Raw genomic sequence first — 26,564 nt, 5'->3', positions numbered from 1 at the left:
ATACAAAAAAGGTGAGCCATGCTCACCTTTTTCAATTAAACCCAAATGGCTTATTGCTCTAAAGGGGTTGTAAAGTTTTCTGGTTGCTCATAGTCACCAGAGACCGTTACCAACTTTTCATTTTCAAAGTTTAATACTAATGATTTATATTGTTCATTAGCGCGCCCTTTATTAAAGCTGTAAACGTAACGCCAAGTATTTTTATCGAAGGCGTCTTCGGCAATCGGTCTGCCTAGTACATAAATTACTTGCTCGCGAGTCATATTAACGCGAAGCTTATCAACGTCTGATTGTTCTAAAAAGTTACCTTGAGGGATGTTGATTCTGTACACCCAGCTAGAACAACCTGCGGCTGAACTAAGCGTTAAAGCGACGATAAGCCAAAGAGAAAAAGTTTTTAACGACTGCATTGTTAGTTGTGATCCTTATTTTTTATAATCTGCATGATACCTATTAGTCACTCAAGGTAAAACCCTTTTGAGTAATTGTTTTTGTTTAGCGCGTTAAGGCGAGGTTTTGACCATTAATAATCAAAAAAGTTTAAACGATGAGTTGTGCAATAGTAAAAGTAAACCGGCTGTTTGGTCACTGTATATTGTGCAAACACGGTTTGGTCATTGGTATACCGGCATTACAGTTGATGTAGCGCGTCGTTTAGCAACGCACCAAGCGGGTAAAGGGGCAAAAAACCTCAAAGGGAAAGGACCGCTGGTGCTCATTCATCAGCAACAAGTTGGGACTAAAAGCGACGCAAGTAAATTAGAATATGCGATTAAAAAACTTCCACGGGCAAAAAAAGAGGCTTACGTTGCTGCTTTTAAAGGGGGACTGAATACCTCAGGTTTTGTCAAAAGCTGATTAATAAATGCCTCAATTAGCAATACTGCTTCTTGATAAAGAGCAGTATTAATATTTTCGAGCGTATCTTTTGCTGTGTGATGATAATTATCGGCGCCCATCGAAAAGTACACATACGGAATTTTCTGTTTAGCGAATGAATAATGGTCGCTGGCTCTGTGCCAGTCTATTTGTTTCGTGTTGGTGAGTCGACTCATTTTTCGTGATGAATAAACGGGCTTTAATTCGACACTCGTATTTTTTATTTGGCTAAATAGTGGAGTGAGTTGGTTTTTTAACGAACGACTTGTTAGCGCGTATAACCGCTTATGCGATTTTTTAATTGCCAACATATCTAAGTTAATATTTAAAGCAACAGGGAACTGGCGCATTGTTTTGGCAAAGTGCTCACTGCCGTGTAAACCGTTTTCTTCAGCGTCTGTTGCAACAAACACAAAACCATAGGATGATTGCACCTTTAAAGCGTTCGATAAGTATAGTAATGCGGCAACACCCGAGGCATTATCGTTAGCGCCAGGGTGTAATTTTCCGGCTTTTAGGCCTAAATGGTCGTAATGCGCTGTAATAACAATAACAGGCAAATTTTTTTCTGTTTTGGTCGCAACAATATTTACGCCTTGCGCCTTAGAAAACAGCCCTGATGGATAAGTAAAAGGTTGTTCAATAACCGTCAGTTGATGCTCTTTAAAGCGTGCTTTTAAATATTCTCTGGTGAGTAAAGCCGAGTGACTATTCGTTTTTCTGCCTGCTAATTTAGAGCTGGTTAGCGTTGTTAAATCAGTGAATAACTGCGGCTCAATCGGCTTTGAGAGTCCACTCCAACTTATAAAAAATACAATGCAGGTTAAACTAAATAATTTAATAATGATTCGCCTTAACGATAAGTGATTTTAATGCGATGAGTTTATTATCATAGCGTTGTTTGTCATGTGTAAAGTCTGCTTTTTTTCTGGCTTTACGCAAATGAAATTCCGCCCTAGCTATATTATTTAACTCAAAGTAACTTCGCGCCAGTCCAAAGTGGCTTTCATGTAAGGTTGGTGACATAGCGTTAGCTTTTTTATAGTGGCTAATTGCGCCTTTAAAATTACCATTTACATACTCACTGTTACCAAGCGAGATATGATAGTAAGGATTTTCTTGGCGTTTTTTGTCAAGCTCAGCCAATAGCTTTTCGCCTTCGGCCACTCTATCTGTGAGTGTGTATAATAATGCTAAGTTACCTTGTGCAGTATTATTATCAGTATTTAAGGCAATAGCATAGCGATACATTTGCTCCGCTTGCTTTAAATCATCTAATTGTTTAAAGAGTACCCCTAAATTGCCCCAGCTAGCACTAAATGAAGCGTCCGTATTGATTGCTGCTTTGAAATAGCTAAACGCTAAATCATAGTGTTTATTTACCAGTGCCTCACCCCCTTTATTATTATAAAACATGGCGGTCACTCTTTTTTTTGAAAGCAATGAGGTTGCAAAACGGGCTTGTCTGCTATTGGGATCAAAATCAATGATTAAACGCTTATTACGCTGATAAACAAGTGAGCTGTCTTTGAGTTTCGTTTTATTGTCTATGGCAAGGTTGATGTGCCCCGTGAGTAAATTAAATCCCTGATTTAGTGACCAATACTCCGGAATGTGTACTTTTTGAAAGCGAGCTTTAAGCCCTAAATGCTCAGCTAAACTATATGCTAAAATTGATAGTGACAAGCAATTGGCGTTTAAGTTTTGATAGCTCTGAGATGCGGTTTGTGTCGTGGTGGATTGATAAGATAAAGCGCTATCGCCATTTGTGAGTAAAAAACTAAGTAGGCTATACGCTATTTCATCAACTGATTTACTCGATTGCACGTAAGCATTTAATTGCTGTTTGAGGCTATCGTCGAGTTGAAATATTTGTTGCTCAGACTCTACCAGCTGCTGTTGTAATTGCATGGGAGGAGTAATAGTGGGGATTGGCACGCTTATATTGGCGTTATCTGTGGTGCTACAAGCACACAGAGCCAGCAGACACACAATCAGTAAATAATGTTTACCTTGGAGAGCATTCATACACACCTCTGTACAAAAAACACACTTAAGTATAGTGGTTATTTTGTACAGAGGTTATTTTTTAATGTAACACTCTATTTAACGTTGCTGATTAAACGTTGCAACGAGTGCATCAAGTGTTTGTGCGCTGGTGGCTAAATCACGAATTGCTTGTTCTGTATTGATTTGTTCACTCATTGACTTATCACTGATCTCACTTATTTGCTCAATACTACGACCTACATCATTCACAACGCTACTTTGCTGTTCGGTGGCGGTGGCAATTAAGGTCGCCATATCGTTAATTTCATTGGCTGTTTCAGTAATGGTATTAAGTAACTCAACCGAGTTTTGCATTGCGCTTACGCTTTGTTGTGCTTTATCTTTTGATTGACCGATATCGCTGACAACGTCATCTGAAATATGAGTGAGTTCTTCAATCATTGATTGAATTTCAGTGGTCGATTGTGAGGTACGATTCGCCAGCGCTCTTACTTCATCAGCAACTACAGCAAAGCCTCGTCCATGTTCACCAGCACGAGCAGACTCAATGGCTGCATTAAGAGCCAGTAAGTTAGTTTGTTCAGATATACCTCTAATTGAATCCACAATACTAGCGATATCAATAGTCTTTTTAGAAAGTAAAGCAACTTGCTCGGTTATGCCGTCAATGTCGCTGGCAAGGGCTGAGATTGTCGTTTGGCTTTGTAACACTTGTTGATGGCTTTGCTTGGTGTTATCGCGGCTATCGTTGGTTAGCTTAGCTGCATTGGCAGCACTTTGTGCTATTTCTTGCACTGTAGCGCCCATTTCATTAATGGCTGCTGCAACTGAAATAGTTTGCTCTTTTTGCTTATCAAGCGCTAAAGAGTTTTGCTTGGCTTGCGAAAATACATGATCTGAGCTGTGGCGAATACCGTGGCTCTCATTAGCCACTTGCACAATAGCGGTTTCTATTTTTTCAATAAATTGATTAAAGCCGGTGGTTAAATTATTTAGCTCAGGTTGGGGAGATGTTGGTAAGCGATAGGCTAAATTTGCATCGCCACGGCCTAAGCGCGAAAATAGCTCAGCCATTGTTGATAACGGTGAAGCTAAAGAGCGAGCTAATAAGTAACTGATCACGCTTGCGATTAGCGCAGTGATGATAGTGAAAGTGAATATTTGCCACTCCAGGGTATTTACACTAGAAAACACTTCGCTTTTTGGGACTTGAGCTAAGACAAATAAGTCAGTGTTTTTAATCGGTGTGGCTGCAATGAGTGTGGCTTGCCCGTTGATATTTACTTCCTCTAAAGCGAAGCCGTTTTTATTAAGTAATTTGTTATGAATATTAGCGCTGTAAATACTATCTATATTAACCTTAGCGACTTTGTCTGCATCTTTATGTAACTGAATTAATCCGTTTTTATCGGCAATAAACACAAACCCTGATTGCTCAATTTTAAATTGTTGTAGCAGCTTTTGCATATCTGTAATGCTTTTTGCTAAGCCTGCCAAGCCTAAACCATTAGGTTGTTGGTGGTTAACAAACATTTTTACATCGTTTTCTGACTCTTGATAAATACTAATTGAGTAAGGTTGCTTTGATTGTGTAAAAGCAAAAAACCATCCATCTGCGGCATCATTTTTTAAAACACGTAAAAAGCCATCTTGATTCCAATATTGTGCAGTGTTTTTATTCGCCCATGAAGCCGTGGCAAGATCGTATTGGTCAACCAAACGATTGAGCTCTTTAAGTAATAGCGTGTCGTTGTTGTTGCCAGCATTTGCCCAATCTAAAATAAAGGTATTTGCCGAAAGCTGCTGTGCTGCACCAAGAAGTTCATTGATCTCCCCACCAATATGATTACTGATTGTTTGCAATTTACTTGGCAGTTCAGATTCGATCATGCGTTGCTCAATAATATTCTTTGAGTTATGCAAAGACGTCAAACCAATTAATACAGCAACACAAATAGCAATAATGCTTCCAAGGGCTGTTATTTTTTGAGTAATAGAGAGATTTTGTATCGTCATGATAGTGCTTATATTTACAACTGAGGCAATGAGGGGAATTATTTTAGCACATTATTTATTTTCAGCTATTGATGATTAAAAAAGCCCACAGCAAAATGCAAGTGGGCTTGGTTTCTAACAAGTGAAAGTTCTAGGGTTATAGAATTAAACTATTTTTTTCATTGCGGACATGTAGCCGCGTAATTTTGCGCCTACTTTCTCAACAGGGTGCTCACGTAGAGCCGTATTTATTTGAATTAAAGTTTGGTTATCAACTTGATTACTTTGCTCATTTAAGCCTTTACCAATAACATCAGTATCAATACCTTGCATAAATTCTTGTAGAAGCGGCAAACAGGCATGGTTATATAAATAGCAGCCGTACTCAGCGGTATCTGAAATAGTGCGGTTCATTTCAAATAACTTTTTGCGTGCAATAGTATTGGCTATCAGCGGCGTTTCATGCAGTGACTCATAATAGGCAGATTCTGCAATAATACCGGCCGCTGTCATGGTTTCAAATGCCAGTTCTACACCCGCTTTTACCATTGCCACCATTAAAATACCGTGGTCAAAAAATTCTTGCTCAGCAATTTCTACATCACCTGCAGGGGTTTTTTCAAAATGAGTTTCTGCAGTTTCAGCACGCCATTTTAGTAAGTTAGCGTCATCATTTGCCCAGTCTTCCATCATTACACGTGAAAATGTGCCATCGATAATGTCATCTTGGTGTTTGTTATAAAGAGGACGCATAATCACTTTAAGCTCTTCACTTAGCTCAAACGCTTTAACCTTTGCAGGGTTTGATAAGCGGTCAAGCATGTTTGTCACACCGCCGTATTTAAGTGCTTCTGTGATCACTTCCCAGCCATATTGAATAAGCTTTGAGGCGTAACCGGCATCAATTCCTTTTTCAATCATTTTGTCAAAACATAAAATAGAGCCAGTTTGTAGCATGCCACATAAAATGGTTTGCTCGCCCATCAGATCAGATTTCACTTCAGCGATAAATGATGATTTAAGCACCCCCGCGCGATGACCACCCGTACCTGCTGCATAGGCTTTTGCTTGTGCCAAGCCATGGCCCTGAGGATCATTCTCTGGGTGAACCGCAATTAATGTAGGTACACCAAAGCCGCGTTTATACTCTTCACGTACTTCTGACCCCGGGCATTTTGGTGCAACCATAATAACGGTAATGTCTTCACGAACTTGCATGCCTTCTTCAACAATATTAAAGCCATGTGAATAGGCAAGGGTTGAGCCGTGTTTCATTAATGGCATGATGGCATTAACAACTGCAGTATGTTGTTTATCAGGTGTTAAGTTAAGTACTACATCGGCTGTTGGGATTAACTCTTCATATGTACCCACTTTAAAACCATTGTCAGATGCATTTAAGAATGACTGACGACGCTCAGAAATGGCTGAATCACGTAGTGTATAGGCTACATCTAAACCAGAATCACGTAAGTTTAAGCCTTGATTTAAGCCCTGTGCGCCACAGCCTACAATTACCAATTTTTTACCTTTAAGTGCAGCAACACCGTCGTTAAATTCGTCTGCGCCCATAAATTCACATTGTGCCAATTGCGCTAATTGTTCGCGTAAAGGTAAGCTATTAAAATAATTTGCCATGATAAGTTTCCTATTAATTCAGTTTGTTAGATGCATTGCTTTTGCTTTGCTTGGAATAACAATATGGAAAATCTTTTCTTGCGTAAAATGATATATTTGAATTAAAGTATTTCATAATATGAAATACCGGTGTTATTATGGATCATAAGCATTTAAATTACTTTTTGGCGTTGGCAAAAACGCTTCATTTCTCTCGTGCCAGTGAGTTATGCCACATAAGTGCGCCCACTTTAAGTCGTAATATTAAGCAGTTAGAAGATGAAGTAGGGGTGATGTTATTCCAGCGTGATAATCGCAGTGTAAAGCTTACCCGCGAAGGCGTTGCATTTAAGGAGTATGCCAGTGCAACACTTAGTCATTGGCAGCGGTTTAAAGCTAATTTAAACGAACCGCAACAACATATTTATGGCAATGTGAGCCTTTATTGCTCCGTTACCGCGTCTTACAGTTTTTTGCATCATATTTTAGAGCAACTTAGAGCTCAGCATCAGCATATTGAAATTACCTTAAATACGGGCGATCCCGCCTTGGCTATTAACCGAGTGTTAGATGGACATGAATCTATGGCCATTGCAGCCAGACCCAGTAAATTACCTGCACAAATTGCATTTGTAGATATTGGCTACTCGCCATTGGTATTAATTGCACCCACTATTCAATGTCCGATCACAGAAAAATTAGCCACTAGTAGCGAAACTATTGATTGGTCTGAGCTTGAATTTATTGTTGCTGAACAAGGATTTTCAAGACAAAGGTTGGAGCAGTGGTGGCGAAAAAATAATGTACAAGGAAAAATTTACGCGCAAGTGGCAGGGCATGAAGCTATGGTATCTATGGTGAGTTTAGGGTTAGGCGTGGCCATGATCCCAAAAATTGTACTCGATAATAGTCCGCTTAACGATAAGGTTCAGGTTTTAGAGTATAAAGGCGAGCCACCACAAGGGTTTAAAATTGGTTTGGCTGTATTACATAAAGAACTAAACGACCCTGCTATTAGTGCGCTTTGGAATATTGCACAAAATATGGGAGAAAACATAATATAGGCTTGTTGGATGATAAAAAACTGTTAATATAAACCGCTAATATTTATGTGTTTATTAACATCTTTGTTGTGATGTCTAAGAGTTTTAATTATGGATAATACGGTTTCACTTGCTCATTCTGCCCAGTGTTTAAAAAAAGCCATTCCGTTGATGGTTAAATACAAAATGCCTGTAACGCCAATAAATTATGCTATTTGGTACTGTTATGTACAGGGCGACAACCCACAACTAAACACAGAGCTTGATAAAGTCATCTCTTTGCACAATACGTGTTCAGCTCAAACCGCCCAAGAAATTTTTAATAAGCATATTAATGACGAAGAGCTTGCATTTTTTCAACAAATGTCTGAAAGGTTTCATGGCACCGTAGAGCAAATGCAGTTTGATCTTAGTGACTCCATTCAATATTCGAAAAGCTTTACTACCTCGTTAGTTGATTCACAAAATGAATTAAAAACACTCTCTAGTATTAACTCATTTAATGAGATCCTTTCTTGCGTTGAGCGCCTAACTGACGAATCAATTGCGATGCAAGATTACGCCCGTGGATTCCAAACCAAATTAGCGCAAGCGTACAACGAAATTAAAGATTTAAAAGAAGCGCTTAGCGTGACCCAAGAAGCGGTTGATAAAGATTCCTTAACCGGATTATTTAATCGCGGTAAGTTTGACACAGACATTGTTGAGTTTTGTTTGAACGCCTCTTCACAAAATGAACACGGTAAATTAGCGGTGTTGATTATGTTCGATATTGATCATTTTAAACGTTTTAATGACGATTTTGGCCATCAAAAAGGCGATGAGGTACTCAAGCTAGTAGCTCAAAAAGTGCAAAATAGTGTACAAGAGCAATACAGAGCTTATCGTTTTGGTGGTGAAGAATTTTGTATTACGGGCTACTTTGAAAGCATTAATGATGCGATGGCATTTTGTAATCAGCTTCGTTTGAGCATTGCCAAATTGACGATTCGTAAAAAAGAAGACAGTAATAATAAACGTAATATTTCAGCCAGTTTCGGCATTGCTTTAATGGAACCCTTTAGTAAAAGCTGTTTATTAGTTGAAAAGGCAGACAGAGCACTTTATTTAGCTAAAACCCATGGTCGTAATCGGGTCGAAATAGCGGCCGATATGTAAACGTGTTCTGTTTGTATCAAATTTGTTAATGATTGTAACCCTCTAGAGCTTGTGTTCATACTACTTGCTACTATAGGGTCAAAGCCACTTTATAAACTAGCGATTAACTTCATGCGGTTCCATCTGAGAATAAACACATGCCTGTTATTAGTGCTATTAAGCACTAATGCGATTGCTCAGAAGCAGCAACATATATCCACTGATGAGCTTAACCTTAGTGTGAGTGTTGGTGTTGGGGTGATCACAAATCCTCTGTATGGTGCAGATAACATCCCCTTAGTTGTTATTCCGCAAGTGGCCTATTATGGTCAAAATTGGTTTTTTGATAATGGCCGCCTTGGTTATTCTTTTTTACAAAGCAAACAACATAACGTTAGTTTTGTGTCAGAAATTAACCCTGAGTCACGCTTTTTTATTGATTGGCATCCACAAAATATTTTCGCCTTTAAAACAACCGCTGAGAACGAGATATTAGAATCGCTACACACTGACTCACCTCGTCAAGTAAATATAAATAATATACAAAAAAGACGAGTCGCACTTGATGCCGGTATCAGCTATTTTTTTGTAAAGCAGCAGCAAGTATTTTCTGCGCAATTATTGCATGATGTAAACAGCGTTTATAATGGCTATAGGGGATCGTTGCAATGGCAATATCACCATGAGTTTAAGCAATTAACGTTAAAGTCGACGTTAGGCGTTAATTACAAATCAGCCCAACTAAATAACTATTTTTATGGTTTAAATAGCGCTGAATCTATTTACGGTGAAATAGAAGTTGGTAGTAGTTGGCAACCTTATGCTAAAATCGACGCCCGTTGGCCTGTAGATGGAGTCAACGCGCTTCGTTTTCATTTAGCCTATTATGATTATTCAGCAATGGATAGCAGCCCGCTTTTTGAACATGACTATTCAATGACCGCCTTTATAGGATTCGAACATACATTTTAATATGAAGTGTTTTATGTTGGTTGTGCTTGCAGCTTCATTTTTTAGCAACGCTAGCGTTGCAAAAGCCTCTTCACTTAACGTATCACCCAAAGTCTGTGTGGTTTCCGAACAACAAGAATTTTGTGATCTTGAGTTAAAATTTAAGTGGCAACTGTCAGCCGCTAGCGATGTATGTTTATACCAACAAGATACACAATTACAATGCTGGCAAGGTGTCAAAAAAGGCCAACTTAGTTATAAAGCGCGTGTTCAGGTGGAGACCATATACTCCCTGATTAATCCCCATACAGGTGTATCGTTAGCGAGTGTGCAAATAGAAGTGCAAACCGCATACGCTAAGAAAAAACATCGGCTACGCTCACCTTGGAGCTTTTTTTAATTTAGGAGCAGTAAATGCCAAAGATATTACTTGTTGAAGATGATTTAGGGTTGCAACAATTAACCAAAGACTATCTTGAGCATAATGGCTTAGAAGTTGACGTTTTAGAACGCGGTGACGAAGTGTTCCCTTATCTTAGTGAAAACCACGTCGACTTGATCATTTTAGATGTAATGTTGCCAGGAAAAGATGGCTTTAGCGTATGTCGACAAGTACGTGACAAATACACTCTCCCTATCTTAATGCTGACAGCAAAGGGTGAAGACTTCGATCAAGTCATAGGCTTAGAACTCGGGGCTGACGACTACGTTATAAAACCAGCAGAGCCGCGTGTACTTCTTGCTCGAATTAGTGCATTGCTTCGCCGTGGACAGCCAAGTGTTAAAGCGATTGAAGAACTTCAATTTGGTGATTTATCAATAGATAAAACCAGCCGCATTGTAAAGCTAAGCGGTGTTGAAATTGTCCTGACTTCTCATGAATTTGAATTGCTGTGGTTATTGGCTTCAAATGCTGGTGAAGTGCTCAGTCGAGAGCATGTCCATCAACATATGATAGGGCGTGAGTACGACGGGTTAGACCGCACGGTGGATGTTCGTGTATCACGCATTCGTAAAAAGCTCGGTGATAACAGTGATAAGCCCTATCGAATTAAAACGGTATGGGGGCAAGGCTATTTATTTGTATCAGATGCGTGGGATATGTAATAAATGCAAGGTGTTAGGCTAGGTTAATGGGAAAGCTATTTATAAGCCTTTACGTGTATATTATTGCCTCTTTGTTTATTGTTAGTGGCGTTATAGAGCAGTTTTGGCCCTATGATGAATCTCAGCAAAGTGTATTGTTAGATGACGAATTCGGGCAGTCTTTATGGCTGCTTTCACAAACCCCAGATGGGCTTGAGCAGCTTAAACATAATTTTGATAGCCAAGTCATTGCCCAGCAAGATCTGGTGCTCCCACCAGAACAGCAAGCACAACTATTTCAAAACCATTACCTTTATTTATATGATAAACAGCAGCGTATCGTTTGGTATGTAACGCTAAATAATTCACAATTGCTACAAGTAGGCCCTGTGGGTGTTAAACACAGCAGCTCCGGGACTGTGTTACCGTATTTACTGGTGTTGTTTATTATAAGTTTACCAATAGGTTTGTGGAGCTTTTTGTTGTGGCGAGACTTTGCAAAGCTGAGTCATGCATGCGAGGCAGTGGGTGGCTCGCAAGATTTTCAATTAAGCGATAGCTCAAAGTCATTCTTCTTACCCATCACCGATACATTGCAAGTAATGCAGCAACGTATTGAGTTTTTACTGAGTGCTCAGCAAGAGCTCACCTCTTCTGTATCTCATGAATTTAGAACGCCATTAGCGCGGTTGAAGTTTGCTATTGCAATACTCGAGGATAAAACTCACGATACCAAAGCACAGCAGTATTTATCTGACATGCAAATGGATATTCATGAACTGGAGTCCTTGGTATCTGAAATGTTGGAATACGCCCGTTTAGACACACAGCAACCTAGTTTACAATTAGCCCCTTGCGATATCGTTGCATTAATTAAAACTAATATTGAAAAAGTAAACTTTGATACCCGTATTAAACTAAAAACAACGCTCCCCACTCAATTTATTTACTCATGCGATAGTCATTTTATGTCGCGGGTGCTGCAAAACTTAATCAGTAATGCACTTAAACATGCCTCGAAAAGTGTACATATTAGTTTAAGTACTGCCGATGAAAAGTTACTGCTAGTGGTTGAAGATGATGGCCCTGGTATTGCCTTCTCTGAGCGCGAAAAAGTATTTAAGCCGTTTACACGCTTAGATAAAAGTCGTGATAAAAAAACCGGAGGGTTTGGGCTAGGGCTGGCGATAGTGAGTAAAATTGTGTCATGGCATAAAGGGCAGTGCACGATTGAAGACTCTACACTGGGTGGGGTTAAGTTTATTATTAGCTTAGACTAGTAAATTCCACACAATAAAAAAGCGCCTTAAAGGCGCTTTTTTGCGGTTTAAAACCAAAAAATCAACAAGTAGCAAATAGATAGACAGGCCACTTATAGAAAAGTTCTATTTATTTACTATTTTTTTCTAGTAATGGCATCAACATTTGCTCTAAACCATTAAGCTTCACTTCGTACATCATTGCAAGTTGAGAGCCGAGCTTGCTATTAGGAAAGCCTTGCTGTTTAAACCACACTAAATAAGGCTCAGGCAGCAAAAGTAAGGGGCGTCCCGCATATTTACCAAACGGCATAATGGTATTAATGGCGACTTTAAGTTGTTGAGGATCCATTATTGACATCTTTTATGAGTAGAGGTGTTAAGTGTAAGGGATAATAAAGAAATAAAATAGGCTGTAACGGGCAAGTAACAGCCTATTGATAGAGGGAGTAGGCCCTCTAATTTGAGAATCTTATTGGTTAATTAAAAGCAAGGGGTCCAGTTGTGTATATTTTATTTAAATACACACTTAGGTATTAGCTTTACTAAACCAACACAGACATTTTACCTTATTTTTAAACCAATAAAATACGCAGATGTAAAGGAATGTAAATGCAATCTATTTGCATCTAAACCCTATTAAGGAAACAGGGTTTGCTTTACATGCTCTGCAAAACCGCTACCTGCTTCTAAGTAAAAGTTGTAAGTAGAGTCTATTCCCATTTCTTCTAATTCTTTTTGCTGATCGGGGTAGTTGGCAATCGCCGTTACTTGTCCTTTATAACCCGATGCTTGTAATTGCTCTAAGGCAAAAATATTTTGCATGTGCTTAGGCATAGCTAGCATTACCATTTCAACGTGGGAGTGGTTAACACGTTGCCAAAAATCAGGATCGGTGGCATCGGCAATTAATACTCGGCGACCTCGCTTTACATGCTTATCAACTACCTCAGGCTTAATATCAATACCTGCAACAACATCCGGATGAGTTGCGTTTATTGTTTCATAGGCACCTGTGCCAATTCTACCCATGCCAAAAATAACAATTTTTGTGTCATTTAAGTTTACTGGGAGCTCTTCAGCTAAGCGGGTTTTGCTTTCAAACTTTAATAAAAAGCGTTCAATTTTAACGTATAGCTCGTTAGAGCGTTTATTTAAAGGAGAAGCAATTACAAAGGTGATCGACACCGCAATCGCAATAACAGCAAGCCACTCAGAGGTAACCATGCCGGTAGATGCGGCAACTGCACACACAATCAAACCAAATTCGCTAAAGTTAGCTAGGCTAAATGCTGTTAACAAAGAGGTACGCGCACGAAGTTTAAATAGGTTGGTTAGTATGTAATAAAGCAGGGTTTTAATTGGAATAATTAATACCAGCACTAAAGCGACGACTAAGGAGTGGGCAGTAAGCTCTGCACTTAAACCAATGCTTAGGAAAAAGCCAACTAGCAATATATCTTTTAGGCTAAGCAATGACTTAGACAATTCACCGGCTTTTTTGTGTGGTGCGAACATCATACCTACAATCAAAGCACCTAAATCACCTTTGAGACCTGCAAATTCAAAGGCGTTATAACCTGCTACTAAGGCAAAGAAAAACCCAAATAGCGGCAGTAACTCACCATGTTTAGAGCGGTTTAACACCCAGTACATAACAGGGCGAAATAAAGGTAAGGCAATAATTAACCCTAAGGCCCAAATATTCGGCAACTGACCGGTACTGACCGCTAAAAATATAACCGCAAATATATCCTGCATAACTAAAATACCAATGGCTATTTTACCGTGCAGGCTTGCCATTTCACCGCGCTCTTCAAGAACTTTTACCGCAAATACGGTGCTTGAAAAGCTCAGAGCAAAACCAACTAACAGCGCACTTTGCCAACTTAAATCGACGAATAATGGCAGTGCAAAAACACCCAGGAATAGCATAAAGCCACTAAATAAGGCGCTGCTTAGAATTATATGTAAGGTGGCCGGAGCCCAGACTTGAGGTTTTATTAAATTTGAAATTTTAAGCTTGAGGCCAATACTAAAAAGTAGCAGTGTAACCCCTAAAGATGCAATTGTTTCCAGCAGTTCCGTGCTTTTATAACCCGCTAAATTAAGAATAAATCCAGCCATAAGAAAGCCGATAAGTGGCGGCAATTTTAGCTGGTATATACCAAAACCGCAGACGAAGGCGGTAGCAAAATAAATTAGTTCCATAGTTATTAATACCACTTTTTTAGGCATTGTAGTGTAGCGAAAAACAATGCTTATTGACAATTAATCTACTTATTTAACGCAGTTAGTTACGTGATAGTGAGTATTTATCAAATGATTGCTACTGTCAGTTTATGCAGAGGTAAAGTAGCTTCAATGTATAAAAAATGCACATATATGGCTAGTTTTATGGTAAACAGCATGTAAATAGCAGTTTTTCGCTGACAAGAGCTTTTAAATGTGGTTAAGATGCCATAACGAAGGAGTTTAAGCGTAAGCAAACATTAGAGTTGCTTAGCTTAAGGAGAAAATATGTTTAAAAAGATTTTAGCATCGGTAGGCATTGGTGCCGCCAAAGTAGATACTATTTTAGAGACCGAGCATCTTCAGCCGGGGCAATTATTTAACGCGCAAATTGTAATTACTGCAGGCGATGTGAGCCAAGAAATTACCGGTTTAGACTTAATGTTAGTCACCCGTGTCAAAGTGGCGAGTGAAGACGGTGATTATTTCACTAATCATGTGATTGACCAGTGGCGCATTACCGATATTGGTATTATTGAGCCCGGTGAAGTAAGAACTATTCCGTTTGAAGCCCGTTTACACTCAGAAACGCCTATAACTGAAATTAATGCAGGTTATAATCAATCTTATGTATGGTTAGAAACAGGCCTTGATATTGACCTTGCGCTTGATCCAACAGATAAAGACCATTTACACATTTATCCTAATGAAGCGGTTAAAACATGCATGCAAGCGATGGAAAAGCTTGGTTTTAGTTTAGTTAAAGCCGATGTAGAACAAGGCCATTTACGTGCCCCTACTTTTCAATCTGTGTCGGGATGTTATCAAGAGCTTGAGTATCAGCCTAATAGCCGCAGTTTGTTTGGCATAAAAGAAATTGAGTTGTCGTTTATTCCTGAAGCGCATAAAACCCATGTATTGATTGAATTAGACAGGGCATTTAGAAGTGATGGCTATGTTGATTTAACCATAGAGCATGACCATGTTAATTTATCGCAGTTATGTGATCAGTTAGAGCGATTATTTGCTTAATCGCTTTAGGGGCTTACTTTAGGTAAGCCCCTGCAATAAAAAAGGTATTTAAATGGCGTTTAAATGTGAGCCATTCTCTGCGCTCGACTCCCAAACCCTATTTTCAATCATGCGTGAACGTGTCGATGTATTCGTTGTAGAACAAGCATGTCCTTACCCTGAACTTGATGATCACGATATCGCAGACACTACACGTCATGTCTATTTACTTGATGGGCTATCGGTGCATGCCTATGCCCGTTGTTATGAAAAAGATGCTCAGTACAGTGCGATAGGGCGTGTATTGGTTGCTCAATCACAGCGAAGCTCTGGATTAGGCAAACAGTTAGTCAATGAAGCAATAGCATGCTGTAAGGCGCAATGGCCGACTCGCGATATTTATATTGGCGCACAAACCTACCTACTGAATTTTTATCGCTCATTCGGTTTTGAATGTGTTGGTGATGAATATATAGAAGATGGCATACCCCATCAGGATATGATTTTAAAGCAGTAGTATTGCTCCACTAAAAAGGCCTACTGATGTGGGCCTTTTTTATGCATCTTTTAACTAGCTTAGTAGGGAATGTAAAAATACTAAGCTAATGGCAATAGGGCATACAAACTTAGTATACCAAGGCCATATCTTCCAAAATAACGTATTATGCACCTCAGGGTTACCTTGTTGAATCGCTTTAAGTAGTGACGATCTGTACCAGATCCAACCTACAAATATACAGCACATAAGCCCTAATAAAGGTTGTGCAACCTTGGTTGTTAGGGTGATCACTAAGCCAAATAAAGTGCCTAGGTTACACACTATGGTAATGCTCACTATGGCAATTAAAGCGCCTATTAACCATGTTGCTTGAACACGTTTCATCGCAAAGCGCTCTACCGTGTACGACACTGGCGCTTCTAGCATGGAAATAGATGAAGTTAGTGCGGCAATACTCATCAATGCAAAAAAAGCAAAGCCAACAAATAAACCTACACCACCCATGCCATCAAATAAGGCAGGCAATACCTGAAATACGAGAGTATCTTCAGAGAGAAGTTTACCTGTAGTTGCAGAGAATATTTCAACACCTTGCGCTTGTGCCACATACATAGCAGGGATGATCAATAAACCCGCTACAAACGCTATAAACACATCAATTAAGGTTACATACGCGCCAAGGGAAACAAGGTTTTCTTTTTTACTGATATATGAGCCATATATAATCATCACACTGGTGCCCAGTGACAATGAAAAGAAAGCTTGGCCTAAGGCACTCACTAACAATGTAGGGTCAAAAATAGAAGAAAAGTCAGGGACTAAGTAAGCTTTTAACCCCTCAACAGCGCCTTCTTGAGTCATCACGTAGGCAATTAGGGCAAACAAAATACCGAGCAGAGCGGGCATTAAGCGTTTAGACCATTTTTCAATGCCGTTTTCTACACCGCGGCTGATAATAGCAACAGTTAAAATAATAAATAAAACAGTGAAAAGAATATTACGAGTAAGCGATTGCTCACTTAACCATAAAGAGGCGGCATCAGCGCCGACCAATGTGGTTACCGGTTCTAAAGTGGCACTTAACATCCAACCGGCAACAATGGCATAAAAACTTAAAATAAATCCAGCACATAAAATACCACCAAAACCGACAGCAAAGGCAAATTGCTTTTGCCATGGTCGCGTGGTTAATTTAGTTAATGAAGAGACCGCATTAGCTTGCCCATGGCGACCTATCATCAGTTCTGCCATTAGCGCGGGGTAGGCTAAAAAGAAAGCCAGTACTAAATACGCGACTAAAAATGCAGCGCCCCCATTACTTGCTGTTTGGGTCGGAAAACCCCAAATATTACCCAAGCCAACAGCTGACCCTGCCGCGGCCATTATAAAACCAAAGCGGGAGCTAAACTCACCTCTTACTGCACTCATATTATTCTGCTTCTCTATTTTTTCGACGCCGTGACAATCTACTGGAATTGTAATTAAATAAAAAGTGCTTATTTGTCTCTGTTGCACAATTATTGCGTTTTATTTAGCTGTATAAATAACACGTGCGTATTTTGATTATAAATAGCACAATTTTTTTAATTATATTTCGTTTATCAGCTGTATAAATAACACGTGCGTATTTTGATTATAAATAGCACAATTTTTTTAATTATATTTCGTTTATCAGCTGTATTGAGCATCTTTGCATTGTTGATTAATGTTCAAACTGAGCGATGGTTAATGTGAAACAGGCGCCTGAGAGTCGTTCACTTTTACTCACTTTTACGGTGCCATGATGCCAATCGGCAACTTTGGCGACGATTGCTAACCCCAAGCCATAACTATTATCACTGCGATTACGGTGGCTGCGTTCACGAAAAAATGGGCTAAATACTTTATGATTATTTTCTTGAGCAATGCCTGGGCCGTCGTCGGCGATGTTCACCACCAGAAAACGTTGTTGTACTGAAGCGGTTACTTGAATGCTGTGATTTGCAAAGTCGCAGGCATTATTAATTAAGTTGGTGATTGCTCTTGCCAGCCAATGTAAGTCAGCATAAACGGTATGATCATCACATTCTAAAGAAATATTAAGCGAGCGAGAGGTTATTCTAGGCTCAAGTTGCAATACAATATCACTTAGGTATTGTTTAAGGTTTGCTGATGAGTAAGTAAGCTTATTCGCATTTTGCTCTAAAGTAGCAAACGTTAAATAGCTTTTTAGCATTGACTCCATATGATCCAAGTCGGTTTCCATGCGAGTTAAATAATGCTTTATTTTACTCTCGTCATGACTATCAAGAGCGGCGTCGACACCAAAGCGTAAGCAAGCAATTGGAGTTCTAATATCATGCGATAAGCTGGAGGCCATTAGCTTGTTTTCAGCAACTAGCTTTTCAATTTGACTCGCCATACGGTTAAAGGTCAGTTCCACATCTTTTATATAGGTAAATCGAGAGGGGGTAATACGCGCTTTAACATTACCAGATGCAAATTGCTTTGCTGCTTCGTTTAACACCGTAAGGCGCTTTGCTAAAGGGGTAATAATAAAACCCATAAAAACACATAAGCCAGTGTAAAATAATAGCGTTAAAATAATATCGTTTCGTTGTGTGGCCTCATAGGGTTTATCTAAACGCATGGTTAAATGATAAGGACTTAACTCATCATTTGTGTAGAGCATATAAAAGCCTTGCTCGTCTTCGAGTATTAATCCGCCTTGGGTTTGCATTTTATCTAATAGCGCTAAGGGCAGTGCCAGCGACTGATTTAATTTGTAGTTAAGTATAAGGTCAAAGTCAGCGGCGAGCTTTGTTACTTGTTGCGGGCGAGCATCGGGTTTAAGCGCCGTGAGCTGTTTACTTAACCCGACAATAATCTGGCTTTGAACGCTAAACTCATCCAAAGGCGCATGCGCTTGTTGGCTAAATGCATCAATAAGCCAACCTAAAACAATAATTGAAAGCAGCGCACTGCCTAGTAGTGAAATATAAAACTTTTTCATTGATGCTATTCCATAATAGGCTGGGTGTATTGAAGTGACTTTTATTACTATCGCGCTAATTATTTTAAGCACTCAGGCATTAAAACTTACCACGCTGTAGTCACAAACAAATAACCACGTCCCCAAATGGTTTTAATTTTTTCTGGTTTTTGTGGGTCATCATTAAACTTTTTACGCAAGGCAGAAATAAGCACATCAACGCTTCTATCTAAGCCATCATATTCCCTGCCTTTGGTTGCTTTAAACACCGCATCGCGGGAAACAACTTGTCCAGCATTACTGGCTAAGTAATGCAGTAATAAATACTCTGCGCTTGAAATGTTCACATCCTGTTGGTTAAGGGTAACGTTGCGTGACTCGGTATTAATACTTAATTGACCGATATTGATCATATTTGCTTGATCATCGGTTTTAGGCGTGTCGCTACTGTAGCGCAAGGCCGATTTAATGCGTGCAAGCAATGCGCGAGGGCGTACTGGTTTTATTATATAATCGGTAGCACCGACTTCTAGCCCAATGACTTCATCCATTTCTTCATCGCGGGCAGTAAGCATTATAATTGGGGCATGATAAAAGCTACGTAGCTCACGACATACACTAATACCATCAAGCCCTGGCAGCATAATGTCGAGTAAAATAAGTTGTGGGTTTAAACGTTTTACTTGGCTTATTACCTCATCACCTCGATGACATACATGTACAACATAGCCTTGCTCTGTTAAATACTCAGTGACCCATTGTGCAAGAGAAATATCATCTTCAACCAGTAAAATAGTACCGTAATTATCCATAAGCTTTCTTCGCATACCTAAATGATGTTTAGCTATCATAATGTTTATAGTGTGTGACTAAAATAACCGCCAACGCCGCTTTTTTTGCCTATTTTGATACACCCATTGTAATTTTACTTCTGTGACGGCAATGACTTGTGATGTATTACTGTCAAATAGTTCAAACGAAATACTTTGCGTTGAGTCAAAGGCATAATTAAACGAACCTTGTCGCTGTTTAAGCCAGCACTGCATAATGTACTTTGAGGTGGCATCGCGTAGACAATAATTCCCCACTTCTACTTGCTGCCATGACAAAACAACATCGGCGTAACAGTGACGTCCTTCACGTAAGGCCACACAGGTATCAGGTACTGCACTCAATTGAGCGGGTATTTGCACTGGGGCTGCCAGCAAAGAGCCTGAATAACTAAACAATAAACAGTAAAAAAATCTAAAGTACATAACGCACGCCTACCTTGGCTTTGTGTTGATATCCTTGGGAAATAATTGGGCTGTCATCAATTTCTTTTGAAAACCACGTCGTTAACCAGCCTGCTAAAAAGACCCAATCTTGGTTAATGGGGTATTCAGCATGAAATTCAAACATAATACTGGTACTGGCATTGGTTTGATAAATAGGGCGAGTTGCGTTTGCTTCATCGCTATCAATACCAAAATAATAGTTTGTAAAATCTGCAGAGTAGGCACTTAGGCCAATACCAGAGCGAAACTCCCAATTACGCCAAGGCTGAATATGACTAAAAAATACGTTTGCCACCCAGCCATTATGAGCACCAGATATGTCATGTAAGTATTCAAGGGAAATTTGTGAGTTTTCAAATCGACGTGTTAATCGAAGGCCGGTATCAAAATCATAGTTACGTTTTTTGATACCGCGCAGTGGCTCAATAATGCCATCGTTATAAATACCTAAGCCTTGTTCGTCAAACCCGGCTTGGGAATTAGTGCCTAATAAATCAAGGCCCCAATCGTATTTGTTAATTAAGCTATAGCCTAAAACAAGTCCACCGCTGAGTTGATTATGATCAAAATCAAGGTAAAAATTATCGTAAGAAACCGCAAGGCTTAAATCTAACTCGGCGCCAACATCATAAGAATTCATCCCCACCAAATAAGAATCTTCTATGTAATAACCAGCTCCTGCACTCCAGTCCCAGGCAAACCCTGTAGTGGGTTCCAATGTGTTATCGGCATAGTAACGATTGCTTGCTGTGCTCTGGCCACTAAAAATGAGCGCAAACAATAAGGCTGTACAACGGAAAAAATGTCTTTGTGGGAAATGCTTCATCCTTGGAACCTAAATTAGAGTTTGCTTAAAAGGGTAGTATATTGTCAAACTCTTGGCTAAATCTGTAAAAAAATGTAGCGGTCGTCCTGCAACTACTGAACTTTAATTTTATCGATAAGTATACTGCTTAAGTAAAATTGCATCATGGGAGTTAATGCGCTTATCTCAGTACGTGTACATGGCCCATTTAATTTAGTTAAACGACTCAGTTTAGTGATCGTTTTATAAGCAGGCGCCGTTACTTCATTTTTAAGTTCAGCACGCTTAAGCCGAGCCTGTTCGGTGTTATGTTTATGAATAAACGCAACAACTTCTAACTCGTTAGTGATCTTTTTTTCTTCAGTAAAGCTATAGATTAGGGGCTCACGGTGAAAGCTTGCACTATCTATTGATGATTTGGCAAACCACACTACATCTCCCGATGCTTTGTGTGTAAGGCGCATACTAACTTGTGCCAGTATATTTGCGCATTGTTGAGAAGGGAATTGCTGTGCTACTTTTGAAAACAATGAATAAGGTTTTTCTGGCTGCGCTAGGATGTACTTTGCATCATCTATAAACTCAAGGTCAACTTGATGAATAGCTAACGTGTAATCACTGTTATCGGTTGTGGTAACTTTTAGTTGTTTATCGTTAAGTGCTTGGCTAATTTGAGATACTAATGTGTCAGTGACACTTGCACGGTCTACGATCACTCTGACAGTCTGATTTTTTTTAATGTTATGTGCAGGTAATTGCACCGATTTTACTTTCGGTGAAGCATGCTCGGTTTCATATTTAAGTTGGTAAGTTTGACTCTTAAGCAAAGGTTTTGCAGGCATTGCTAAAGGTTCTGCAGGCTGCTTAACTACGGCACAACCTGAAGCTAATACAATAAAAAGTGATACAACTAAAAAACGCATAAATATTTTACATCCACTCAAAAGCCATTAATCGAACATATTGTACGTTAGTCCGAGCAAAAGTTCATGATATTATAGAGGCTGATTATGACTAAAAAAGAAAAATTAGCTAAGAATGAAGTATTTTAACTCCTTACCCTTTTATTTTTTTGCTTTATGTATTTTAGGGACGCATTTACAGGCAAGCGCAAGCACAGATCCTCACTGGGAAGCTTTTGTTAAAAATTATGGACGCTACGTAGAAAAAAAACTAAAAGTAAAAAAGATTCCGGGCGGAGCGCTTTCCATCGTCAACGCACAAGCGCGTGACTATATTCATACTATGGGGCATACCAAAGTGCGCAGTGGGCAAAAAATTAATCCACACACTCGGTTTCGTTTGGCCTCAGTATCTAAAACGTTTGCAGGGTCGTTAGCGGCAAAACTTGCAAATGAAGAACAACTTAATTTGTATTTTCCTGTTAGTCATTACATTCCTGAATTTAAACAAACCGACTACAAAGATGATTTAAAGGTTTTTCATATTTTAAGCCATTCTAGTGGGCTAGTACCGAATGCATACGATAATTTAATCGAATCGCGAATGGGGTATATCGATATTGTAGAAAAGCTATTAAGTGTAAAACCCATATGCGAACCCGGTGACTGTTATGGCTATCAAAATGTCATGTTTAGTTTAATTGATGACGTGATTTTAAAAAGCACCAACAAAACTTATACTCAGTGGCTCTATGACGCATTTTTTATCCCTCTAAAAATGAACGATGCAAGCTTAGGCTACGATGCCATGGTGCAAGATAGTAACTACGCACACCCTCATGTGCGTGGGAAAAAGCGTTGGTACAGTGCCCGTTTGAAAAAGAATTATTATAAAGTCGCTCCGGCGGCTGGGGTAAACGCCAGTGCGTCAGATATGGCTATTTGGTTAAATGCGCAATTAGGGCAATATCCATCGGTATTATCCTTAGATGCATTGGCCACGCAAACGCGTCCTTATACACATACTAAAAAAGAACGCTACAGACGAGTATGGCGAGAGCACATGAACGAAGCCTACTATGGGCTAGGCTGGCGTGTGTATGATTATGATGATGAAACGCTTTATTACCACAGTGGTTGGGTGCAAGGCTACCGCAGTGATTTGGTTGTGTTTCCGCACTTAAATGTAGGCTTTAGTTTGATTTTAAATGCAGAAACTGGACTCATAAATGAGCTTACAACTGAGTTTATAAATCGCCTATTAGCATATAAACGAGAGAAGCAATAATGAACGCCCACATAAAAACATTGTTAATAGCATTATTACTTATTTGCCAACCCGCCTTTTCTGCCCCTGAACAGGTTTACTTGTTTCGACATAGCGAAAAACAAACAGGGGAAAATCCATTTCTAACTGCCCAAGGCCAAGCGCGTGCTGAGCACTTGGTTTCGTTAGTTAACACCTATCCAAACATAACGTTATTCAGCAGTAACTATAACCGCACCCTAAGCACGGCAGCGCCATTAGCCGCGTATTATAATATTAAAGTTATTACCTATGATGCTGCTGATCTAACGACATTGAAAAAACAATTATTAGCACAAAATGGCGTTGTGGTAGTAATAGGACATAGTAATACCACACCGCAGCTGGCTTCATTATTGAGTAACCAAGCTATTGAAAGTATGGATGAGAGTCAGTACGGGCATTATTATTTAGTGAGTAAGCTAGAAAATAATAGTTATGAAGTTAAAACGCTGACAATGGGTTTTTAAGCAGGCATAAAAAAACCAGCAATGGCTGGTTTTTTTGTTTTACCTTTAAATGGCTTATTAGCCACGAGGTAATTGAATTTTTTTCTCAGGGCTTTGACGATAAAGCACAATCGTATGACCGATAGTCTGTAATTTAGTAGCCCCTGTTTCGCGAACAATGGCATCAAAAATAAGCTTTTTGGTTTCACGATCGTCTGTTGGCACCTTCACTTTAATTAATTCGTGAATTTCTAGTGCGCTTTGGATTTCGACTACTACGCCTTCGGTTAAACCGTTAGAACCTAGTAAAACTACAGGCTTAAGGCTATGCGCCTGACCTTTTAAAAACTGCTTTTGTTTGTTTGATAATGTCATGATATTACAAATTTTGCTGAATATGGCTTGAATTAAGGGTATTCTAACGCCATCTAGAGAATATTACTAATTAGTTGCGTGTTAATTTATGACAAATAAAAAACAGTCAGCCAGTTCACAACGTTGGCTTAAAGAACATTTTGATGATAAATATGTTCAAGAAGCGCAAAAAAAAGGCTGGCGCTCTCGAGCTGTTTTCAAATTAGACGAAATCCAAAACAAAGATAAGTTATTGCGTCCAGCGATGACCGTTGTTGATTTAGGCGCAGCCCCAGGGAGTTGGTCACAATACTTAGCTGAAAAAGTGGGTGACAAAGGCCAAGTGGTTGCGTGTGATATTTTACCTATGGACTCTTTAGCGGGCGTTGACTTTTTACAAGGCGATTTTCGTGAAGAAGCGGTACTTGATGCATTGTTAAAACGCATTGATGGTAAAAATGTAGATGTGGTATTGTCTGATATGGCACCTAACATGAGTGGCAATAACTCGGTTGATCAGGCAGGCAGCATGTACTTGGTTGAGCTTGCACTTGATATGTGCAACCAAGTTTTAAAGAAAAATGGCGCGTTTATTGTTAAAGTATTCCAAGGTGAAGGCTTTGATCAATATTTGCAAGATGTACGTAATAGTTTTAAAGCAGTGAAGATACGTAAACCGGATGCCTCGCGTCCCCGTTCTCGGGAAGTATATATAGTAGCGACTGGATACAAACTGTAGTACAGTTGCTTGGCGTTTAGTTGAATTTAAATTAATTGGATACAAGAGGTTAACCCCTTGAGCGATATGGCGAAAAATCTAATACTCTGGCTGGTTATTGCAGTAGTGCTTATGTCAGTATTTCAGAGCTTTAATGGCGGCGATCAAGTTGATCGTCAAACAAGTTACAGTCAATTTGTAAAAGACGCCCGTAGCGGCTCTATACAAGAAGTGTCCATTGAAAGTGGTAGTGGCACAATTACTGGCATAAAAAATAGTGGCGAGCGTTTTCAAACCATTATGCCTATTTATGACAAAGACATTTTAAATGATTTGTTAAAAAGCGATGTGAACGTTAAAGGTGTTAAACCTGAAGAGCAATCGTTTTTAGCAAGCATTTTTATTTCTTGGTTCCCTATGATCCTGCTTATTGGTGTGTGGATTTTCTTCATGCGTCAGATGCAAGGTGGCGGTGGAAAAGGCGCCATGTCATTTGGTAAAAGTAAAGCCCGCTTAATGAGTGAAGATCAAGTCAAAACGACCTTTGCTGATGTAGCTGGCTGTGATGAAGCCAAAGACGATGTAACTGAGCTGGTGGACTTTTTACGTGACCCTTCTAAGTTTCAAAAATTAGGCGGTAGTATTCCTAAAGGCGTACTTATGGTCGGTCCTCCAGGTACAGGTAAAACATTACTTGCTAAGGCTGTTGCTGGTGAAGCAAAAGTACCGTTCTTTACTATTTCGGGTTCTGACTTTGTTGAAATGTTTGTAGGTGTAGGTGCATCACGTGTACGTGACATGTTCGAACAAGCTAAAAAAGCAGCTCCATGTATTATCTTTATCGATGAAATTGATGCGGTAGGGCGTAAACGTGGCGCTGGTATGGGGGGCGGCCATGATGAACGTGAGCAAACTCTAAACCAAATGCTTGTTGAAATGGATGGCTTTGAAGGTAATGAAGGTATTATCGTTATTGCTGCGACAAACCGTCCTGACGTACTAGACCCTGCGTTACTTCGTCCTGGTCGTTTTGACCGTCAAGTAGTGGTCGGTTTACCTGATATTCGTGGTCGTGAACAAATTCTCAAAGTACATATGCGTAAAGTGCCATTAGGCGATAACGTTGAAGCGGCCGTGATTGCACGTGGTACACCAGGATTCTCGGGTGCTGATCTCGCTAACCTTGTAAATGAAGCGGCTTTGTATGCTGCGCGTGGCAATAAACGTGTTGTTAGTATGGCTGAATTCGACGCTGCGAAAGATAAAATCATGATGGGCGCTGAGCGCAAGACCATGGTTATGAGTGAGCAAGAGAAAGAAATGACGGCTTACCATGAAGCTGGCCACGCAATTGTAGGTCGTATGGTGCCAGAGCACGACCCAGTTTATAAAGTATCTATTATCCCACGTGGCCGAGCGCTAGGTGTGACTATGTATTTACCAGAACAAGATCGTGTTAGTCACTCTAAAGAGCTTTTAGAATCAATGATTTCAAGCCTTTACGGTGGTCGTATTGCTGAGGCAATCATTTATGGTGAAGACAAAGTAACCACGGGTGCAAGCAACGACATTGAACGTGCCACTGATATTGCGCGCAAGATGGTGACTCAGTGGGGCTTAAGCGAAAAATTAGGTCCATTACTTTATGCTGAAGATCAAAGTGAGATGTACATGGGTGGCGGTGGTGGTCGCTCTATGAGCATGTCTGATGAGACGGCGAAAGTAATTGATGCAGAAGTACGTTTATTCTCAGACCGCAACTATCAACGTGCAGAATCAATATTGAAAGAAAACATTGATATTCTGCATGCAATGAAAGATGCATTAATGAAGTATGAAACCATTGATGCTAAGCAAATTGATGATTTAATGGCTCGTCAGCCTGTACGTGAACCACGTGATGCGCATGACCGTCATGAAGCTAAACCAGAAAAAGAAGATGTTTCTAAAGAGAAACCAGTTGATGAAGTACAAAAACCAGCTGATGAATCTAAAAAAGATGAAACAAACCTTGATGATAAAGCTGAATAATCGTTAAAATAACGTATCCAAAAGCCCCGAAG

Annotated in this window: 27 protein-coding genes; 13 read left to right on the top strand and 14 right to left on the bottom strand. The window is 39.6% G+C overall.

All coding sequences use genetic code 11. The annotated features are described in order from the left end of the window. Window positions 1–50: 50 nt before the first annotated feature. Window positions 51–410 (bottom strand): outer membrane protein assembly factor BamE, encoded by a 360-nt coding sequence (locus AAGD16_RS10955; RefSeq protein ID WP_013465523.1) that lies wholly within the window; start codon window positions 408–410, stop codon window positions 51–53. A gap of 106 nt (window positions 411–516) precedes the next feature. Between AAGD16_RS10955 and AAGD16_RS10950 the strand changes: the two genes are divergently transcribed. Beyond that, window positions 517–858, top strand: a complete 342-nt coding sequence (locus AAGD16_RS10950; RefSeq protein WP_069438684.1) for a GIY-YIG nuclease family protein — start codon at window positions 517–519, stop codon at window positions 856–858. On the opposite strand, the gene AAGD16_RS10945 is transcribed toward AAGD16_RS10950, so the two are convergent. The 4 genes from AAGD16_RS10945 to ilvC all read right to left on the bottom strand — a co-directional run bounded on the left by AAGD16_RS10945 (window position 804) and on the right by ilvC (window position 6,522). Continuing rightward, entirely contained in the window at window positions 804–1,439 is a 636-nt protein-coding gene (locus AAGD16_RS10945) for a M28 family peptidase (RefSeq protein ID WP_252190541.1), read from the bottom strand. The two genes, AAGD16_RS10950 and AAGD16_RS10945, sit on opposite strands and share 55 nt — an antisense overlap. A gap of 277 nt (window positions 1,440–1,716) precedes the next feature. Beyond that, entirely contained in the window at window positions 1,717–2,907 is a 1,191-nt protein-coding gene (locus AAGD16_RS10940; RefSeq protein WP_028834004.1) for a tetratricopeptide repeat protein, read from the bottom strand. A 78-nt stretch (window positions 2,908–2,985) separates the two neighbouring features. After that, window positions 2,986–4,905 carry a methyl-accepting chemotaxis protein gene (locus AAGD16_RS10935; protein ID WP_013465520.1) on the bottom strand — a complete coding sequence of 640 codons (1,920 nt, stop codon included), beginning with the start codon at window positions 4,903–4,905 and terminating at the stop codon, window positions 2,986–2,988. Between the two features lie 144 nt (window positions 4,906–5,049). Then, the gene (gene ilvC / locus AAGD16_RS10930; RefSeq protein WP_064662601.1) at window positions 5,050–6,522 is read right to left on the bottom strand and encodes a ketol-acid reductoisomerase; all 1,473 of its coding nucleotides are present in this window, start codon (window positions 6,520–6,522) and stop codon (window positions 5,050–5,052) included. Window positions 6,523–6,659: 137 nt separating this feature from the next. On the opposite strand from ilvC, the gene ilvY reads away from it, so the two are divergent. The 6 genes from ilvY (at window position 6,660) to AAGD16_RS10900 (ending at window position 11,998) form a co-directional block, all read left to right on the top strand. Continuing rightward, a complete protein-coding gene (ilvY, locus tag AAGD16_RS10925) occupies window positions 6,660–7,565 on the top strand; it encodes an HTH-type transcriptional activator IlvY (protein WP_024602050.1) in 906 nt (301 codons plus the stop codon). 90 nt (window positions 7,566–7,655) lie between these two features. After that, window positions 7,656–8,702, top strand: coding sequence for a GGDEF domain-containing protein (locus AAGD16_RS10920; protein ID WP_013465517.1), 1,047 nt, complete (start codon window positions 7,656–7,658; stop codon window positions 8,700–8,702). Window positions 8,703–8,813: 111 nt separating this feature from the next. Continuing rightward, window positions 8,814–9,653 carry a MipA/OmpV family protein gene (locus AAGD16_RS10915; protein ID WP_171046523.1) on the top strand — a complete coding sequence of 280 codons (840 nt, stop codon included), beginning with the start codon at window positions 8,814–8,816 and terminating at the stop codon, window positions 9,651–9,653. 13 nt (window positions 9,654–9,666) lie between these two features. Beyond that, complete coding sequence (locus AAGD16_RS10910) at window positions 9,667–10,032, top strand: DUF3019 domain-containing protein (RefSeq protein WP_028834008.1); 366 nt, start codon at window positions 9,667–9,669, stop codon at window positions 10,030–10,032. A 14-nt stretch (window positions 10,033–10,046) separates the two neighbouring features. Beyond that, complete coding sequence (locus AAGD16_RS10905; protein WP_013465514.1) at window positions 10,047–10,739, top strand: response regulator; 693 nt, start codon at window positions 10,047–10,049, stop codon at window positions 10,737–10,739. A gap of 26 nt (window positions 10,740–10,765) precedes the next feature. Next, window positions 10,766–11,998 (top strand): ATP-binding protein, encoded by a 1,233-nt coding sequence (locus AAGD16_RS10900; protein WP_377111707.1) that lies wholly within the window; start codon window positions 10,766–10,768, stop codon window positions 11,996–11,998. 109 nt (window positions 11,999–12,107) lie between these two features. Here AAGD16_RS10900 and AAGD16_RS10895 read toward each other — a convergent pair whose 3' ends face one another. Together AAGD16_RS10895 and AAGD16_RS10890 are read right to left on the bottom strand one after the other, a co-directional pair. Next, window positions 12,108–12,329, bottom strand: coding sequence for a DUF3820 family protein (locus tag AAGD16_RS10895; RefSeq protein WP_076920594.1), 222 nt, complete (start codon window positions 12,327–12,329; stop codon window positions 12,108–12,110). Between the two features lie 287 nt (window positions 12,330–12,616). Then, the gene (locus tag AAGD16_RS10890; protein WP_377111704.1) at window positions 12,617–14,188 is read right to left on the bottom strand and encodes a cation:proton antiporter; all 1,572 of its coding nucleotides are present in this window, start codon (window positions 14,186–14,188) and stop codon (window positions 12,617–12,619) included. 309 nt (window positions 14,189–14,497) lie between these two features. On the opposite strand from AAGD16_RS10890, the gene AAGD16_RS10885 reads away from it, so the two are divergent. Further along, complete coding sequence (locus AAGD16_RS10885) at window positions 14,498–15,241, top strand: sporulation protein (protein WP_013465509.1); 744 nt, start codon at window positions 14,498–14,500, stop codon at window positions 15,239–15,241. 52 nt (window positions 15,242–15,293) lie between these two features. After that, window positions 15,294–15,737 carry a GNAT family N-acetyltransferase gene (locus AAGD16_RS10880; RefSeq protein WP_213608759.1) on the top strand — a complete coding sequence of 148 codons (444 nt, stop codon included), beginning with the start codon at window positions 15,294–15,296 and terminating at the stop codon, window positions 15,735–15,737. A gap of 54 nt (window positions 15,738–15,791) precedes the next feature. Here AAGD16_RS10880 and AAGD16_RS10875 read toward each other — a convergent pair whose 3' ends face one another. The 6 genes from AAGD16_RS10875 to AAGD16_RS10850 all read right to left on the bottom strand — a co-directional run bounded on the left by AAGD16_RS10875 (window position 15,792) and on the right by AAGD16_RS10850 (window position 21,695). Further along, window positions 15,792–17,147, bottom strand: coding sequence for a sodium-dependent transporter (locus tag AAGD16_RS10875; RefSeq protein WP_024602058.1), 1,356 nt, complete (start codon window positions 17,145–17,147; stop codon window positions 15,792–15,794). A gap of 274 nt (window positions 17,148–17,421) precedes the next feature. Continuing rightward, a complete protein-coding gene (locus AAGD16_RS10870; RefSeq protein WP_377111699.1) occupies window positions 17,422–18,711 on the bottom strand; it encodes an ATP-binding protein in 1,290 nt (429 codons plus the stop codon). Window positions 18,712–18,797: 86 nt separating this feature from the next. Then, window positions 18,798–19,502 (bottom strand): response regulator transcription factor, encoded by a 705-nt coding sequence (locus AAGD16_RS10865; RefSeq protein ID WP_028834012.1) that lies wholly within the window; start codon window positions 19,500–19,502, stop codon window positions 18,798–18,800. Window positions 19,503–19,559: 57 nt separating this feature from the next. Next, entirely contained in the window at window positions 19,560–19,946 is a 387-nt protein-coding gene (locus AAGD16_RS10860; RefSeq protein ID WP_016899250.1) for a DUF3019 domain-containing protein, read from the bottom strand. Further along, window positions 19,936–20,793, bottom strand: a complete 858-nt coding sequence (locus AAGD16_RS10855; RefSeq protein WP_013465503.1) for a MipA/OmpV family protein — start codon at window positions 20,791–20,793, stop codon at window positions 19,936–19,938. The genes AAGD16_RS10860 and AAGD16_RS10855 overlap by 11 nt, the downstream gene beginning before the upstream one ends. 92 nt (window positions 20,794–20,885) lie before the next feature. Next, window positions 20,886–21,695 (bottom strand): hypothetical protein, encoded by an 810-nt coding sequence (locus AAGD16_RS10850; protein ID WP_013465502.1) that lies wholly within the window; start codon window positions 21,693–21,695, stop codon window positions 20,886–20,888. Between the two features lie 115 nt (window positions 21,696–21,810). On the opposite strand from AAGD16_RS10850, the gene AAGD16_RS10845 reads away from it, so the two are divergent. Together AAGD16_RS10845 and AAGD16_RS10840 are read left to right on the top strand one after the other, a co-directional pair. Then, a complete protein-coding gene (locus AAGD16_RS10845; protein WP_377111694.1) occupies window positions 21,811–22,962 on the top strand; it encodes a serine hydrolase domain-containing protein in 1,152 nt (383 codons plus the stop codon). Beyond that, a complete protein-coding gene (locus AAGD16_RS10840) occupies window positions 22,962–23,450 on the top strand; it encodes a histidine phosphatase family protein (RefSeq protein ID WP_033104099.1) in 489 nt (162 codons plus the stop codon). The genes AAGD16_RS10845 and AAGD16_RS10840 overlap by 1 nt, the downstream gene beginning before the upstream one ends. A gap of 57 nt (window positions 23,451–23,507) precedes the next feature. Here the strand turns inward: AAGD16_RS10840 and yhbY are convergent, their stop codons facing one another. Continuing rightward, window positions 23,508–23,804: a ribosome assembly RNA-binding protein YhbY gene (yhbY, locus tag AAGD16_RS10835; protein WP_008112687.1), complete on the bottom strand. Its 297-nt coding sequence runs from the start codon at window positions 23,802–23,804 to the stop codon at window positions 23,508–23,510. An 88-nt stretch (window positions 23,805–23,892) separates the two neighbouring features. On the opposite strand from yhbY, the gene rlmE reads away from it, so the two are divergent. Together rlmE and ftsH are read left to right on the top strand one after the other, a co-directional pair. After that, on the top strand, window positions 23,893–24,522 hold the full coding sequence (rlmE, locus tag AAGD16_RS10830) for a 23S rRNA (uridine(2552)-2'-O)-methyltransferase RlmE (protein ID WP_013465499.1): 630 nt from the start codon (window positions 23,893–23,895) through the stop codon (window positions 24,520–24,522). Between the two features lie 66 nt (window positions 24,523–24,588). After that, window positions 24,589–26,532: an ATP-dependent zinc metalloprotease FtsH gene (gene ftsH / locus AAGD16_RS10825; protein WP_377111688.1), complete on the top strand. Its 1,944-nt coding sequence runs from the start codon at window positions 24,589–24,591 to the stop codon at window positions 26,530–26,532. Window positions 26,533–26,564: the final 32 nt, after the last annotated feature.

The sequence above is a fragment of the Pseudoalteromonas sp. M58 genome, from assembly GCF_042604605.1.
GTDB classification, from domain to species: Bacteria; Pseudomonadota; Gammaproteobacteria; order Enterobacterales; family Alteromonadaceae; genus Pseudoalteromonas; species Pseudoalteromonas tetraodonis.
Note: the sequence above shows the minus strand (reverse complement) of the source record. Positions and strands in the feature narration are given on the sequence as shown.

Excerpts from the sequence above, each read along its gene's own strand:
- AAGD16_RS10865 (WP_028834012.1), bottom strand. The coding sequence starts at position 19,502 with ATGGATAATTACGGTACTATTTTACTGGTTGAAGATGATATTTCTCTT.
- AAGD16_RS10870 (WP_377111699.1), bottom strand. The coding sequence starts at position 18,711 with ATGAAAAAGTTTTATATTTCACTACTAGGCAGTGCGCTGCTTTCAATT.
- ftsH (WP_377111688.1), top strand. The coding sequence starts at position 24,589 with ATGGCGAAAAATCTAATACTCTGGCTGGTTATTGCAGTAGTGCTTATG.
- AAGD16_RS10940 (WP_028834004.1), bottom strand. The coding sequence starts at position 2,907 with ATGAATGCTCTCCAAGGTAAACATTATTTACTGATTGTGTGTCTGCTG.
- AAGD16_RS10850 (WP_013465502.1), bottom strand. The coding sequence starts at position 21,695 with ATGCGTTTTTTAGTTGTATCACTTTTTATTGTATTAGCTTCAGGTTGT.
- rlmE (WP_013465499.1), top strand. The coding sequence starts at position 23,893 with ATGACAAATAAAAAACAGTCAGCCAGTTCACAACGTTGGCTTAAAGAA.
- ilvY (WP_024602050.1), top strand. The coding sequence starts at position 6,660 with ATGGATCATAAGCATTTAAATTACTTTTTGGCGTTGGCAAAAACGCTT.
- AAGD16_RS10875 (WP_024602058.1), bottom strand. The coding sequence starts at position 17,147 with ATGAGTGCAGTAAGAGGTGAGTTTAGCTCCCGCTTTGGTTTTATAATG.
- AAGD16_RS10955 (WP_013465523.1), bottom strand. The coding sequence starts at position 410 with ATGCAGTCGTTAAAAACTTTTTCTCTTTGGCTTATCGTCGCTTTAACG.
- AAGD16_RS10880 (WP_213608759.1), top strand. The coding sequence starts at position 15,294 with ATGGCGTTTAAATGTGAGCCATTCTCTGCGCTCGACTCCCAAACCCTA.
- AAGD16_RS10845 (WP_377111694.1), top strand. The coding sequence starts at position 21,811 with ATGAAGTATTTTAACTCCTTACCCTTTTATTTTTTTGCTTTATGTATT.
- AAGD16_RS10920 (WP_013465517.1), top strand. The coding sequence starts at position 7,656 with ATGGATAATACGGTTTCACTTGCTCATTCTGCCCAGTGTTTAAAAAAA.
- AAGD16_RS10890 (WP_377111704.1), bottom strand. The coding sequence starts at position 14,188 with ATGGAACTAATTTATTTTGCTACCGCCTTCGTCTGCGGTTTTGGTATA.
- AAGD16_RS10900 (WP_377111707.1), top strand. The coding sequence starts at position 10,766 with ATGGGAAAGCTATTTATAAGCCTTTACGTGTATATTATTGCCTCTTTG.
- AAGD16_RS10910 (WP_028834008.1), top strand. The coding sequence starts at position 9,667 with ATGTTGGTTGTGCTTGCAGCTTCATTTTTTAGCAACGCTAGCGTTGCA.
- AAGD16_RS10840 (WP_033104099.1), top strand. The coding sequence starts at position 22,962 with ATGAACGCCCACATAAAAACATTGTTAATAGCATTATTACTTATTTGC.
- AAGD16_RS10905 (WP_013465514.1), top strand. The coding sequence starts at position 10,047 with ATGCCAAAGATATTACTTGTTGAAGATGATTTAGGGTTGCAACAATTA.
- AAGD16_RS10935 (WP_013465520.1), bottom strand. The coding sequence starts at position 4,905 with ATGACGATACAAAATCTCTCTATTACTCAAAAAATAACAGCCCTTGGA.
- ilvC (WP_064662601.1), bottom strand. The coding sequence starts at position 6,522 with ATGGCAAATTATTTTAATAGCTTACCTTTACGCGAACAATTAGCGCAA.
- AAGD16_RS10860 (WP_016899250.1), bottom strand. The coding sequence starts at position 19,946 with ATGTACTTTAGATTTTTTTACTGTTTATTGTTTAGTTATTCAGGCTCT.
- AAGD16_RS10855 (WP_013465503.1), bottom strand. The coding sequence starts at position 20,793 with ATGAAGCATTTCCCACAAAGACATTTTTTCCGTTGTACAGCCTTATTG.
- AAGD16_RS10915 (WP_171046523.1), top strand. The coding sequence starts at position 8,814 with ATGCGGTTCCATCTGAGAATAAACACATGCCTGTTATTAGTGCTATTA.
- yhbY (WP_008112687.1), bottom strand. The coding sequence starts at position 23,804 with ATGACATTATCAAACAAACAAAAGCAGTTTTTAAAAGGTCAGGCGCAT.
- AAGD16_RS10895 (WP_076920594.1), bottom strand. The coding sequence starts at position 12,329 with ATGGATCCTCAACAACTTAAAGTCGCCATTAATACCATTATGCCGTTT.
- AAGD16_RS10885 (WP_013465509.1), top strand. The coding sequence starts at position 14,498 with ATGTTTAAAAAGATTTTAGCATCGGTAGGCATTGGTGCCGCCAAAGTA.